Origin of the sequence: Shinella sp. WSC3-e (assembly GCF_945994535.1) — a bacterium.
GTDB lineage: Bacteria > Pseudomonadota > Alphaproteobacteria > Rhizobiales > Rhizobiaceae > Shinella > Shinella yambaruensis.
Genome location: NZ_OZ000530.1, coordinates 704549 through 718073 on the forward strand (window position 1 = coordinate 704549; position 13525 = coordinate 718073).

Consider the following 13525-nt stretch of genomic DNA (forward strand, 5'->3'; position numbering starts at 1 on the left):
TCATGAGCGAAGAACACGAGAACCCCGCCGAGACGAACACGAACGGTGAGGGCACGACCCGCTCGGGTTTCGTGGCGCTGATCGGCGCGACCAATGCCGGCAAGTCGACGCTGGTCAACCGCCTCGTCGGCGCCAAGGTGACGATCGTCAGCCACAAGGTGCAGACGACGCGCGCCATCGTGCGCGGCATCGCGATCCACGACAATGCCCAGATCGTCTTCATGGACACGCCCGGCATCTTCAAGCCGCGCCGCCGGCTCGACCGCGCCATGGTGACGACCGCCTGGGGCGGGGCGAAGGACGCCGACGTCATCATGTTCCTGATCGACAGCGAAAGGGGCCTGAAGGGCGACGCCGAGACGATCCTGGAGGGGCTGAAAGAGGTCCACCAGCCGAAGATCCTCGTCCTCAACAAGGTCGACCGCGTCAATCCGGAAGACCTGCTGAAGCTAGCGGCCGCCGCGAACGAGGTCGTCAAGTTCGAGCGCACCTTCATGATCTCGGCGCTGAACGGTTCGGGCTGCGAGGACGTGATGAACTATCTTGCCGCCGCGCTCCCCGAAGGCCCGTGGTATTATCCGGAAGACCAGATCTCCGACCTGCCGATGCGCCAGCTTGCGGCCGAAATCACCCGCGAAAAACTCTTCCTGCGCCTGCACCAGGAGCTTCCCTATTCCTCCCATGTCGAGACGGAGAAGTGGGAGGAGCGCAAGGACGGCTCGGTGCGCATCGAGCAGGTGATCTATGTCGAGCGCGACAGCCAGAAGAAGATCGCGCTCGGCAAGAACGGCGAGGCGATCAAGGCGATCTCCATGGCCTCGCGCAAGGAGCTGTCGGAGATCCTCGAACAGCCCGTGCACCTCTTCCTCTTCGTGAAGGTGCGTGAGAACTGGGGCGACGACCCGGCCCGCTTCCGCGAGATGGGCCTCGATTTCCCGACCTCGTGACGGCTTACGGCCGAGCCTTGACGGCGGGGCCGACTTCCAGGATGCGGTTCGTCCAGACATAGCCGGGGAATTCCTCCGGCAGGTTCTCCACCTCCTCGGCCGTGTCGATGCCGACCGTGCTGCCGCCGGTATAGGGGCCGATGAGGACCACGTCGCTGCCGGCGTCCTTCATGCGCGTCAGGAAGCGGTTCGGCCAGCCCCAGAACAGGAAGGCGTAGTTGCTCGGCACCGGCACCAGCGTGTTGCGGCAGGCCTCCGGCACATAGCCGATCCAGCCCGTGCCGAGATAGCGCAGCAGGCAGGCCTTCACTGAGGCCTTCGTGTAGCCCTTGAGGCCTGGCACCGCGGCGAGCGCCGCATCCGTCGGCTCCGCCCCGCCATAGATGCCGAAGATCTTGTCCTTCCAGGCCGGATTGGCCGCCAGCAGCGCGGCCAGCGCCTCGCCTTCCTCCGCCCGCCGGCTCTTGAAGTTGATCAGCAGCTTGCCGGCCGGATTGGCGGCGAACATGTCTTCCAGCATCGGCATCTGCCCGACGCCCTTGCCGCGGAACGGGTAGGTCTTGCCCCCGTCGGGCGTATAGCCGTAGCCGATGTCGAGCGTCTTCAGCGTGGCGCTGTCCGTCTCCTCGGTCACGCCCTGGCCGTCCGTCCGGCAGTCGAGCGTCCAGTCGTGGAAGACGGCGAATTTCTTGTCCGGCGTCAGGTGCACGTCGATCTCGACGACCTCGGCGCCCGCGGCAAAGGCCGCCTGCATGCCGGCGACGGTGTTTTCCAGGAAATCGTGTCCGGGCGGGTCGATGAGGCTTGCCGTGCAGGTGTCGTCGTCGATCCCCTCACGGCTGAAGGCCTGGTGCGCGCCGCGATGGGCCATCAGCTTCGTTGCGCCCTCCGGCGCGCTGGCGATCAGCGAACTGTTGAAGGACCAGATGAGCAGGGCGAGGCCCAGAATGAAGATCGGTGCGTTTCGCATAAAACTCCTCCTGCGGCCCCGCAAACAGGGATAGGGGCTCGCAGGAGAGACGGCAAGTGGCGGAAAGTATCAGGCGCGGGCGCGGCGATCCGGGCTCTGTGCGACCTCGCGGGCCTTTTCGACAAGCCGCTGCATCGCCCAGATGCCGATCTCATCGAGGGAGAGGGGACGGCTGATGAGATAGCCCTGGTAGAGATCGCAGCCCGCGGCGGCGAGCAGCGCCATCTTCTCCGTCGTGTCGACGCCTTCGGCGATCACCGACATGTCCTGCGCATGGCAGAGCGCGACGAGCGCGCGCAGCGTCGGCAGCGCGGCGGAGCGGGTGAGGCTTTCGACGAGCTCGCGGTCGAGCTTGATGGTCTCGGCGGGATATTCGATGATCTGCTGCACGGAGGTATAGCCCGCGCCGAAATCGTCGATCGAGATGCGGAAGCCGCGGGCGCGCAGGATCTCGATGTTGCGGCGCGACTGCTCGCCGAGCTTGACGGCGAAGGTCTCGGTCAGCTCGATCTCGATCATGCGGGCATCGATGCCGTGCCGGTCGGCGCTGTCGCAGAAATGGTCGCTGATCGACTTCGTGTAGAGTTCGGCCGACGAGATGTTGATGCAGAGGATCGTGTCGGCGCCGAAAAGCTTCTTGATCTGCCCGTATTCGGCCATCGCCCTGTCGATCACCCACCAGTCGATCTTGCTGAAGAGGCCGGTCGTCTCGGCGATCGGGATGAATTCGTCGGGCGTCACGCGGCCGAGGACGGGCGAGGTCCAGCGCAAGAGCGCCTCGCAGCCCGTCACCTTGCCGTGTCCGTCGACGATCGGCATGTAGACGAGGTGGAATTCGCGGTCGGGATCGAGGACGCGCAGCTCCTCCTCGATGCGGCGCTGGCGGTTGCGCTTCTCGTGCAGCGAGCGGGAATAGCGGGCCGAGCCGTTCTTGCCCTGGGATTTCGCCTGGTACATGGCCGCATCGGCATTGGCGACCAGCTCCGGCAGGGTGCGGGCGTCTTCCGGATAGACGGCGATGCCGATGCTGGCGGTGACCGGATAGGCCTTGTCCAGCACCGCGAAGCCTTCGGCAAAGAGCGACAGGATTTCGTTCGAGACTTCCGTGATCGTGCCGCTGCCCGGCTGGCAGCGCAGCATGATGGCGAATTCATCGCCGGAAAGGCGGGCGAAGAGGCCGGCCGGCAGGCCGCGCTCGCAGACGATTCGGGCGACGATGGTGGAGATGCGGTCGGCGAGGGTCTTCAGCAGCTCGTCGCCGATCTTGTGGCCGTGCTTGTCGTTGACGAACTTGAAGTTGTCGACGTCGATGAAGAGCAGGGTGCAGCCGGTATCCTCGGCCTCCGCCTCCTCAAGGATCTGCGTGGAGCGGATGTTGAAATATTCGCGGTTGGAAATGCCTGTCAGCGTATCCGTCCAGGAGGCGTTCTGCACGAGGTCGAAGGACTGCAGGGACTGGTCGTGCAGCCGCTTGACGTTCGCCGAGAGGCGGCCGATCTCGCCGATCTCGTTCATCTCGGGCAGGGCGCTGCGGTTGCCGGTCATCACGTCGGTGAGCTGGCGGTCGAGCCGGGCGATCGGATTGGTGATGTAGCGGCGCACCAGGCCGAGCACGAGGATGATCGTGCACAGGCTGAGCGCGATGGCGCCGAGCGCGAGCAGCGACTTCAGCGTCCACAGCCGGTTCTCGATGAAGACCGGATCCGGCGTCAGCCGGGCGAAGAGAGACGGGCTCAGCGTTGCGGTCGCGGAGAGGCTGCCCTGCGCCAGGAGCTGGTGCTGGCCGATTTCGATCGTCGTGCCGTACTCCTTCTCCAGCGCCCGCTTCATGTCGAGGAAGAGTTTTGGCCGCACCGCGGTCTGCACGAGGATCGCGCTGCCCTTGGCGCTGGCGACCGGACGGTTGAAGGTCAGCGGATCGATGAACTCCGAATGCACGATCAGCGGTTCGATGCCGGCGGCGTTGAGATAGCTCCAGGAGGAGAGCCGCGGGCTTTCGATCACCTGCCTTGCATGCCGGATCTGCTGCGGCGTGATCTCCGCGAACGGATCGTCGCTGTCCTCGAAATAGTAGTCGACCGTCAGCGGCGGGCGGATGATCGCCACGGAGATGAAGCGCTTGCGGTCGTCGGAGAGCGAGGTGATGCTCTGCTGCAGGCGCACGCCGAGCGCGGTGTTGCGATAGGCGGCATCCGGCTCGTTGACGAAGAGACGCACCGCGCCGCCCTCGACGAGCGAATAGATGAAGCTGCGGTTCTGCGTCACCTCGTTCTGGAAGACGGCTGTGAGCAGGCCCATCTGCTGCCACAGGCGCGCGCGTTCCAGCGCGAGGATGGAGGAGCTTTGCACATAGTAGATCAGCGAGGCGGCGAGCACGTAGCCAGCAAGCACGACCGGGAAGATGAGGGAGAGGGCGCGTTTACCGAGCGTCACTGATCTGGGCCAGACTGCTGATGATGCGGCGGCGGGCCTGGACCGATTGCACGGTCAGTTCCTCCTGAAACTGGCTCTTGGCCAGGATTTCCGGTGCGGCATAGATTTCGGGATTGGAGCGCATATCTTCCGGCAGCAGGGCGAGGGCGGCGGAGCTGGCGGTCGGCATGTTGAGCTTGATGGCGTTGCGGGCGCCGTTCTCGGCATTGCTGATATAATCGACCAGTTGCAGCGCCAGCGCCTTGTTGTGCGAGCGCTCGCTGACGGAGATGCAGTCGAGCCAGGAGAGCGTGCCCTCCTTCGGCACCACGTAGCGCCAGAGGCCGGGCGAGGCGACCTTGTCGTTCAGTGTGTACTGGTCGCCGCTATAGCCGAGCGCCATGTGGATGTCCGGGCCCTTGTCGGGGTTCTGCACCGAGGTGACCACATAGTCGTAGGTGAGCACATAGGGCGCCTGTGCCTTCATCAGCTCGTAGGCCGCCTTCAGCGTCTCGTTGTCGTTGGCGTTCACCGATTTGCCGAGCAGGACGAGCGGGGCGACGAAGGCCTCGGCGTGGTCGTCGTACATGGCGATATGGCCGCGCAGGCTTTCGGCCGGCTTCATCATGTCCGCCCAGGAGGTCGGCGGCGTCGTGATCTTGTCGGAGCGGTAGAGGATGCCCATCGTGCCCCACAGATAGGGCACGCCGTAGCCGCCGCAGCGGCTCGCCCAGCTCTTCGCATAGTCCTTCAGCGACGGCACGTTGTTCTGGTCCAGCGCGGCGATGACGCCGCGCTTGCCGTAGAGCCGGGCGCCGTTCTCGTTGGTCACGACGACATCGACATTGCTGTTCGGGTCTGCGAGAATCTCGTCGCGCACGTCACCGCTGTCATAGAAGGTCTGGCGCACCTTGATGCCGGTTTCGGCGGTCCAGTCGGCAAGGATCTGCTCGTCGATATAGGCTTCCCAGATCAGCAGGTTGAGGGTTGCCGCATGCGCGGGACCTTCCGCGGGGAGGGCCGCCAGTGAGACTGCTGCAAGAAAAGCGCCGCGCATGCCGAAGGCCCCGTTGCCGTTACGTGCGGTGAGGATAGACGGCAAGACTTTATGAAGCGTTACAACCTCTAAGCCTGTATTAACGGGTGTTCAACCGTGGCACAGTCCTGCCGTCCTTTCCGGCGGTGATATATATTGTGGACGTGGTCGCGGGCTCATGGGCCTGCGGTTGGCCTCCCGCCGGCCGCGCACTATGGTCGCCGACCGCGCCAACCAGAGGAATTCGACATGGCCCCGACACCGCTCAAGATCGCGAACCTGATCGCCGCCGAGATCAAGGCGACCTCCGCGCAGGTTTCCGCCGCCGTGGAACTCATCGACGAGGGGGCGACGGTGCCCTTCATCGCGCGCTACCGCAAGGAAGTGACCGGCGGCCTCGACGACACGCAGCTGCGCACGCTGTCCGAGCGGCTGACCTATCTGCGGGAGCTGGAGGCGCGCCGCGCCTCGATCCTCGAATCGATTTCGGGGCAGGGCAAGCTGACGGACGAGCTGGCCGCGAAGATCGCCACTGTTTCGACCAAGGCGGAGCTCGAGGACATCTACCTGCCCTACAAGCCCAAGCGCCGCACCAAGGCGGAGATCGCCCGCGAGCGGGGCCTCGGCCCGCTCGCCGAGCAGATCCTGGCCGATCGCGCGCAGGTGCCGGCGGCGCTGGCCGAAAAATTCCTCTCGGCCGAGGTGCCGGACGTCAAGGCGGCGCTGGAGGGCGCGCGCGACATCGTCGCCGAGCAGTTCACGGAAAATGCCGATCTCCTCAAGCGCCTGCGCGACTACATGAAGGACAATGCCTTCCTGCGCTCGCGCGTCGTCGAGGGCAAGAAGGAGGCCGGCGCGAAGTTCTCCGACTATTTCGACCATACCGAACGCTGGGCGACGGTGCCCGGCCACCGGGCGCTCGCCATGCTGCGCGGCTGGAACGAGGAGTTCCTGTCGGTCGACATCGTCGTCGACCAGGACAGCACCGAGGCCGTCAAGCCGGTGGAGCGCATCATCGCCTCCTTCTATGCCATCGGCACGAAGCCCGGCGACAAGTGGCTGGCCGAGGTGATCGGCTGGACCTGGCGGGTGAAACTCTCCATGTCGCTCTCGCTCGACCTGATGCGCGAGATGCGCGAACGGGCCGAGGAGGAAGCGATCCGCGTCTTCGCCCGCAACCTCAAGGACCTGCTGCTCGCCGCGCCCGCCGGCACGCGCGCCACGATGGGCCTCGATCCGGGCATCCGCACCGGCGTCAAGGTCGCCATCATCGACAATACCGGCAAGGTGCTGGAGACGACGACCGTCTATCCCTTCCCGCCGAAGAACGACGTGCGCGGCACGCAGGCCGAGCTCGCCAGCCTCGTCCGCAAGCACAGGATCGAGCTGATCGCCATCGGCAACGGCACCGGCAGCCGCGAGACGGAGAAGCTGGTGGCCGACATGCTGGCCCAGCTGCCTGCGCCCAAGCCCACCAAGGTCATCGTATCGGAGGCCGGCGCCTCGGTCTATTCCGCCTCGGAGACGGCTGCCGCCGAATTCCCCAACCTCGACGTCTCGCTGCGCGGCGCCGTCTCCATCGCCCGCCGCCTGCAGGATCCGCTTGCCGAACTGGTGAAGATCGAGCCGAAGTCGATCGGCGTCGGCCAGTACCAGCACGATGTCGACCAGGGGAAGCTTTCCCGCTCGCTGGATGCGGTGGTGGAAGACGCGGTGAACGCCGTCGGCGTCGACCTCAACACCGCCTCCGCGCCGCTGCTCGCGCGCGTCTCCGGCCTTGGAAAGTCTTCGGCCGAGGCGATCGTCGCGCATCGCGATGCCAACGGTCCGTTCGAAAGCCGCAAGGAGCTGATGAAGGTCCCGCGCCTCGGCGCGCGCACCTTCGAGCAATGCGCCGGGTTCCTGCGCATCCCGAACGGCAGGGAGCCGCTCGATGCTTCCTCGGTGCACCCGGAAGCCTATGGCGTCGCCAAGAAGATCGTCGCGGCCTGCGGGCGGGACGTGCGCACGCTGATGGGCGACAGTGCGGCGCTGAAGAGGCTCGACCCGAAGGTGTTCGTCGACGAGCGCTTCGGCCTGCCGACGGTGAAGGACATCCTCGCCGAACTGGAAAAGCCCGGCCGCGACCCGCGCCCGGAATTCCGGACCGCGACTTTTGCTGACGGCGTCGACGACATCAAGGACCTCAAGGTCGGCATGTTGCTGGAGGGCACGGTGACGAATGTCGCCGCCTTCGGCGCCTTCGTCGATATCGGCGTGCACCAGGACGGGCTCGTGCACGTCTCCCAGCTCGCCGACCGCTTCGTCAAGGATCCGCACGAGGTGGTGAAGGCCGGCGACGTGGTGAAGGTGCGCGTCACCGAGGTGGACGTGCCGCGCAAGCGCATCGGCCTCACCATGCGCAAGGACGGCGGCGCGCCGGCCGCCCGCGACAATGCCCCGCGGGGCGACAGGAACGCCCAGATGAAGCCGAAATTCAGCCAGGCGGCGCCCAAGCAGCAGGCGCCCGCGCAGGGCGCCTTCGGCGCGGCGCTGGCCGAGGCGATGAAGCGAAAATAAGGCATGCCCTAGTTTTCCTAATGGCTGTCGGCAGAAATCGTCGTTTGTCCTGAACCGCCCCGCCGTCCATTGTTGCGGCGTGGGCGGGCTCAAACGGACCGGGCCGCAAGGCGCGGTCGGTATCCGACAGACAGGAAAGCAGACATGACGATCACGATTTCACGCCGGCAGGCCATGGCCGGCGCCCTTCTTGCCGTTCCCGTGGTTTCCGCGCTGGCGGCCGGCACCAGCCTTGCCGCCGGCGGGGACCTCGCGCAGCGGCTTGCCGCGCTGGAGGCGCGTCACGGCGGGCGCATCGGCGTTGCCATACATAATCTCGCGACAGGCGCGCGGCTCGGTCACAACACGGAGGAACGCTTCCTGATGTGCAGCACCTTCAAGGCGCTGCTGGCGGGCCACATCCTCGCCCGGGTGGACCGGGGCGAGGAGACGCTGGACCGGCGCATCGTCGTGAAGGAAGCGGACCTCGTGGACTGGTCGCCGGTGGTGGAGAAACGTGTCGGCGGGGAGGGTATCTCGATTGCCGAACTCTGCGAGGCGACGATCACGCTCAGCGACAATGCCGCCGCCAACCTGCTGCTCGCCGCATCGGGCGGGCCGAAGGCCGTGACGGCGTTCCTGCGCGGTTTCGGCGACGAAGTGACGCGGCTCGACCGCACGGAGCCGACGCTCAACTATCATGAGGCGCCGGACGACGAGCGCGACACGACGACGCCGACCGCCATGGTGGAGACGCTGCGCAGGCTGCTCTTCGCCGAGGTGCTGTCGGCCCGTTCGAAGGCGCAGCTCGCCGCCTGGTTGGTGATGAACAAGACGGGCGACACGCGGCTGCGCGCCGGTTTCCCGGCCGACTGGATGACCGGCGACAAGACGGGCACGAACGGCGACAAGGCCGGCAATGCCAACGATGTGGCCGTCGCCTGGTCGCCGGACCGCGGCGCCGTCATCGTCGCCGCCTTCTGTGAAATCCCCGGAATTTCCGGCGACGAGCGCAATGCCGTCATCGCCGAGATCGGGCGCATCGCGGCCGAGGTCTGAGGCTGGGGCGCCGTCCTCGCGGCGGCGGCGCCTCAACCCTCCAGCTCACCCTTGAGCGCCGAAAGAACGCTCATCGCGTGGCCGGCATACCGGCTGATCCAGCGGTCGTGGATCGCCTGGATCGGCAGGGCATTGAGGTGGTTCCAGCGTTCGCGGCCCTCGCGGCGGGCGACGATCAGGTCCGCCTCTTCCAGCACCTTCAGGTGCTGCATGACCGTGCAGCGGTCCATCTCCGCGAAACGCTCGCACAGCGCGCCCGTCGTCAGCGGCGCATCCTTGATCGCATCCAGCATCTGCCGCCGTTTGCCGTTGGCCAGCGCCTTGAAAACGGCGTCCTCTTTCGATTCGCTTGACATGTTATGTTTTTATAACATATTTTGGCGGCAGACAAGATCGAGAGGGGCCGTGCGCCCCGGAGGAGGACGGCATGACGCTGGAATTTCGTGTGAACGGGCGCATCGGCAAGCCGGTCGCCGAGGTCTTCGACGCGGTGGTCAATCCGAAGAAGCTGAGCGGCTACTTCACGACCATCGGCGGGGCGAGCGCCCCGCTGGTCGAGGGCACGACGGTCACCTGGTGGGGCATGGCCCCGGTCATCGTCGACAGGGTTGAGGAGAACGCGCTGATCGTCTTCCGCTGGGATGCGATGGTGGACGAGGGGGAGGCGCCCTACAAGACGCGCGTCGAGATGCGCTTTGCGCCGCTGGAGGACGGCGGCACGATGGTGACCATCGCCGAGACCGGCTGGCTCGACAACGCCCGCGGCCAGAAATCGTCCTACATGAACTGCGAGGGCTGGTCGCAGATGCTGGCCTGCATGAAGGCCTATGTCGAATACGGCATCAACCTGCGCGAGGGCTATTATCCGAGCGAGCTCAAGGGCGTGGTCGCCTCCGAGCAGCAGGATTTCACGTGAGGCGGGAGGTTGCCATGACGGCTGAAATCAAGGGCGGCATCAACATCGCCATGAAGGTCCCCTCGCACCAGTACGAGGCGACGCTCGCCTTTTACCGCGACGTCGTCGGGCTGGAGCCCTTCGACGACAAGGCCCCGGCAAGAGGCTTCCTGCTCGGCCCGAACCGGCTGTGGATCGACGAGGCACCGGGCTACAGCCAGGCGGAGGTGTGGCTGGAGCTCTTCACGCCCGACCACAAGCTCGCCCTCGGCCATCTGGAGCGGAACGGCGTCGTGCGCTGCGATCCCATCGAGGATCTGGGCGCGGGCTTTCGCGGCGGCTGGGTGATGAACCCGGCCAACATCGTGCACATGGTGCGCGAGCCCGACGCCTGGTGATGAAACCGGTCCGGGGACGGGCGCAAGGCCGCCCCCGGGAAATGCCTCAGATGGCGGCGCGCGGCGTCAGGCCGTCGGCGGCGGCCATCGGCACCGGCTGGTCGGCCGGCGCCTGGTGCTGCAGCACGACGACGCGGCTGCCGGTCGGCACGCGGCCGTAGAGGTCGATGATATCCTGGTTGAACAGGCGGATGCAGCCGCTCGACACCGCCTTGCCGATCGACCACGGCTCGGACGTGCCGTGGATGCGGAAGAGCGTGTCCTTGCCGTCCTTGTGCAGGTAGAGCGCGCGCGGCCCGAGCGGGTTGGTGAGCCCCGGCTCCATGCCGCCGGCCCATTTCAGGTTCCGCTCCGGCTCGCGCGCGATCATGTTCTGGGTGGGCGTCCAGCGCGGCCATTCCGCCTTGCGGCCGATGCGCGCGCCGCCCTCGAACTCCAGTCCCGCCTTGCCGACGCCGATGCCGTAGCGCATCGCCATGCCGTCGCCCTGCACGAGGTAGAGGAAGCGGTTCTGCGTGTCGATGACGATGGTGCCGGCCGGCTCCGCCGTCTGGTAGGCGACCTGCTGGCGGAAATATCTCGGATCCACCTTGCTGATATCCATTGCCGGCAGCGGGAAGCGCTCGTCCGGATGCGGCCCGTACATGGCGACATGCATCGGGTCCGGCCCCTTCTTCACCGGCTTGGCGGTGGTGGCGCAGCTTGCGAGCGTCGCCGCAAGGGCAAGGAGGGCGAGGGGGCGGAGAGCCGCGAAAGCGCGGGCGCGGGACACACACATGAAGGGGGCACCTGTCGTTCTTCAATTCCGGAATCTGGCTTGAAAGCCTTGCGCGGGTTCTTTGTCGGCAAAGCGGGCACCGGCGCGGCGAGAAAAAAGCGAAACTGTGGCAATGGCTTGGGTGTGGCCCTGCGGCCACGCGTCGTTCCGCCGCATGCTGCGGCCCGCTTGCCCCGGTGCCGGCGAGGGCGTAAGGCTTTGACCATGCAATGGAGTGAGGAAGCCATCGTTCTCGGCGTACGGCGCCATGGCGAAAGCTCGGTGATCGCCGAGGTGATGACGCGCAGCCGTGGCCGGCATCTCGGCATGGTGCGCGGCGGGCGCTCGCGGACCATGCAGCCGGTGCTCCAGCCCGGCAATTCCGTCGACGTCACCTGGCGCGCGCGGCTCGACGAGCATCTCGGCGAGTTTCGCATCGAGCCGCTGGAGCTGCGCGCCGGGCGGCTGATGGAGACGGCGACCGCCGTCTACGGCGTGCAGGCCATGGCGGCGCTGCTGCGCTTCCTGCCGGAGCGCGATCCGCATCCCCATCTCTACGAGGCGCTTTCCGTCATCCTCGACCACCTGCACGAGCCGGCCGATGCCGGCGAGCTCTTCGTGCGCTTCGAGCTTGCCGTGCTCAACGACCTCGGCTTCGGCCTCGACCTCCTCGAATGCGCCGCCACCGGCACGCGGGAGGATCTCTGCTACGTCTCGCCGAAATCCGGCCGTGCCGTCTCGCGCGCGGCCGGCGCGCCCTGGGCGGGCAAGATGCTGGCGCTGCCGGCCTTCCTCGGCGACGAGAGCCGGCACGCCGCCGATGCCGCCGCCCTTGCCGACGGCTTCCGGCTGACGGCCTTCTTCCTCAACCGCCATGTCTGCGAGCCGCGCGGGCTGGAACTCGCCAGCGCCCGCGACGGCTTCATCCAGGCGGCCCTGAAGGCGCTCGGCACGCCGCGACACGACCAACCCGAAGAGGCGCATGCATGACGGTCGAAATCTATCCGGGGCTGACGGTCGCCGGCATCGGCACGCTGCCGCTCGACGTGGTGAAGCGCGACGGTGGGCTGAAGGTGTTGCAGGCGATGCTGGCAGGCGACCTGCCCGCTCCGCCGATGGCCAAGACGCTCGCCTTCAGCCTGACGGAAGTGGAGGACGGCCGCGTCGTCTTTTCCGGCCTGCCGTCGGCCGACCATCTCAATCCGCTCGGCACGGTGCACGGCGGCTGGACGGCGACGGTGATGGATTCGGCGCTCGGCTGCGCCGTCTTCTCCGTCGTCAGGCCGGGCGAGGCCTACACGACGATCGAGTTCAAGCTGAACCTCGTGCGCCCCGTCCTGCCCGGCATGGGCGAGGTGTTCTGCGAGGGCAGGATCGTGCATCGCGGCCGCACCATCGCCACGTCCGAGGCCTGGCTGCGCGATGGAAGCGGCAAGCTGCTGGCCCACGGCACGGAAACCTGCGCGCTCTTCCCGATCGAGAACCTGATGCGCTAGAGCATTTCCAGCCGAAGCGAGATTGCTTCGGCGTCGGGTGAACTCCGGTCCACCGGAAATGCTCTAGGCAGTGCCCGGGCCTCGGCCCCGCCGTCGAGGGGTCAATGGCCGCTGTGGGTCGAAAGCACTTCCCAGTGCGCGCGCAGCGCGGCGGCGTCGCCGCCGGCTTCGGTGATCTCGATGACGTGGTTGAACCGGCTGCGGGCGTCCGTCTGCCTGCCGGCCAGCCGGAGGCGGGCCGTGCCGGCCTCAGGATCCGCCGTCACATCCGTGATGCCGTCCATGCGGGTGGCGCGCAGGAGTGCGGCGGCGCGGCGCGTTTCTGTCCGCACGCCGGTCGGGCCGGCATAGCCGTAGGCGGCGGTCAGCGGGCGTTTCCCGGCAACGACCGGCATCCATGCCAGCGTGCCGTGCTCCATCACCAGCGGTGCCGCGTCGAACACGACGGGCATCCCGTCCTCTTCGCCATCGGCGGCAAAATGCGCGACGAACAGCGTGCCGTCGTCGAGGAGGTCCCGGCCGGCGGTGCGGTCCCCAGGCTGCCAGGTGCCGTGCGTGATGAATTTGTAGAGGTGTCCGGAACCTCCGCCATCGCCGCAATAGACGACCACGCGGCCATCCCCGTTGACGAGGCAGGAGAGGCCGCGATGCCCGAGACGGCCGAGCGCGGTCCGCCTCTTCGGGGCGGCGTCCGGATCCTGCGGATCGACCTCGACGATCCAGCCGGCAGGGGCGCCGGAAGGGCCGGCGGCGTCATCATGAAGATCGACCTCCGCCATCAGCCGCGTCCCCCACGGCGTGAGGCAGCCGGCAGCGGCGACACGCCGGTGCGAGGCTGCACGGTCCGCCGTGGAGGCCAGCGCCTTCTCCGGGGCCTGGCCGGCAGCCGCGGAGCGGCGGCCGAGAAGATTGCCGAGGCCGCGAACGATGGCGTGCGCATAGCCGAGGCCACCCCCGGGGTGCCGTTCCGCATGCACGGCGGCGGCGTTGCGAAGGGTCTCGGTCATGGCGGGCTCC

13 protein-coding genes are annotated in these 13525 nt (G+C 67.1%); 7 read left to right on the plus strand and 6 right to left on the minus strand.

Annotated elements, in window-relative coordinates; genetic code table 11:
* Positions 1-2 precede the first annotated feature (2 nt).
* The gene (gene era, locus AABF56_RS03505; RefSeq protein WP_272804933.1) at positions 3-947 is read left to right on the plus strand and encodes a GTPase Era; all 945 of its coding nucleotides are present in this window, start codon (positions 3-5) and stop codon (positions 945-947) included.
* 4 nt (positions 948-951) lie between these two features.
* Here the strand turns inward: era and AABF56_RS03510 are convergent, their stop codons facing one another.
* The 3 genes from AABF56_RS03510 to AABF56_RS03520 form a co-directional block, all read right to left on the minus strand.
* On the minus strand, positions 952-1917 hold the full coding sequence (locus AABF56_RS03510; RefSeq protein ID WP_272804934.1) for a glycerophosphodiester phosphodiesterase family protein: 966 nt from the start codon (positions 1915-1917) through the stop codon (positions 952-954).
* 69 nt (positions 1918-1986) lie between these two features.
* Entirely contained in the window at positions 1987-4350 is a 2364-nt protein-coding gene (locus AABF56_RS03515; RefSeq protein WP_272804935.1) for a putative bifunctional diguanylate cyclase/phosphodiesterase, read from the minus strand.
* Positions 4337-5386, minus strand: a complete 1050-nt coding sequence (locus AABF56_RS03520) for a polyamine ABC transporter substrate-binding protein (RefSeq protein WP_244770077.1) — start codon at positions 5384-5386, stop codon at positions 4337-4339. Before AABF56_RS03520 ends, AABF56_RS03515 begins: the two co-directional genes overlap by 14 nt.
* A 228-nt stretch (positions 5387-5614) precedes the next feature.
* On the opposite strand from AABF56_RS03520, the gene AABF56_RS03525 reads away from it, so the two are divergent.
* On the plus strand, positions 5615-7924 hold the full coding sequence (locus AABF56_RS03525; protein ID WP_272804936.1) for a Tex family protein: 2310 nt from the start codon (positions 5615-5617) through the stop codon (positions 7922-7924).
* Positions 7925-8068: 144 nt separating this feature from the next.
* On the plus strand, positions 8069-8962 hold the full coding sequence (gene bla, locus AABF56_RS03530; protein ID WP_272804937.1) for a BKC/GPC family carbapenem-hydrolyzing class A beta-lactamase: 894 nt from the start codon (positions 8069-8071) through the stop codon (positions 8960-8962).
* A gap of 32 nt (positions 8963-8994) precedes the next feature.
* Here bla and AABF56_RS03535 read toward each other — a convergent pair whose 3' ends face one another.
* Positions 8995-9318 (minus strand): ArsR/SmtB family transcription factor, encoded by a 324-nt coding sequence (locus tag AABF56_RS03535; RefSeq protein WP_272804938.1) that lies wholly within the window; start codon positions 9316-9318, stop codon positions 8995-8997.
* A 71-nt stretch (positions 9319-9389) separates the two neighbouring features.
* On the opposite strand from AABF56_RS03535, the gene AABF56_RS03540 reads away from it, so the two are divergent.
* Together AABF56_RS03540 and AABF56_RS03545 are read left to right on the plus strand one after the other, a co-directional pair.
* Positions 9390-9878 carry an SRPBCC domain-containing protein gene (locus AABF56_RS03540; protein WP_272804939.1) on the plus strand — a complete coding sequence of 163 codons (489 nt, stop codon included), beginning with the start codon at positions 9390-9392 and terminating at the stop codon, positions 9876-9878.
* Positions 9879-9892: 14 nt separating this feature from the next.
* Positions 9893-10255, plus strand: a complete 363-nt coding sequence (locus AABF56_RS03545; protein WP_244770082.1) for a hypothetical protein — start codon at positions 9893-9895, stop codon at positions 10253-10255.
* A 46-nt stretch (positions 10256-10301) separates the two neighbouring features.
* Here the strand turns inward: AABF56_RS03545 and AABF56_RS03550 are convergent, their stop codons facing one another.
* Positions 10302-11033: a L,D-transpeptidase gene (locus tag AABF56_RS03550; protein WP_272804940.1), complete on the minus strand. Its 732-nt coding sequence runs from the start codon at positions 11031-11033 to the stop codon at positions 10302-10304.
* A 204-nt stretch (positions 11034-11237) separates the two neighbouring features.
* Here AABF56_RS03550 and recO point away from each other — a divergent pair, with 204 nt between their 5' ends.
* A complete protein-coding gene (recO, locus tag AABF56_RS03555) occupies positions 11238-12002 on the plus strand; it encodes a DNA repair protein RecO (protein WP_272804941.1) in 765 nt (254 codons plus the stop codon).
* Positions 11999-12508: a PaaI family thioesterase gene (locus tag AABF56_RS03560; protein WP_244770085.1), complete on the plus strand. Its 510-nt coding sequence runs from the start codon at positions 11999-12001 to the stop codon at positions 12506-12508. Before recO ends, AABF56_RS03560 begins: the two co-directional genes overlap by 4 nt.
* A 101-nt stretch (positions 12509-12609) precedes the next feature.
* On the opposite strand, the gene AABF56_RS03565 is transcribed toward AABF56_RS03560, so the two are convergent.
* Entirely contained in the window at positions 12610-13515 is a 906-nt protein-coding gene (locus AABF56_RS03565) for a PhoX family protein (protein ID WP_272804942.1), read from the minus strand.
* Positions 13516-13525: the final 10 nt, after the last annotated feature.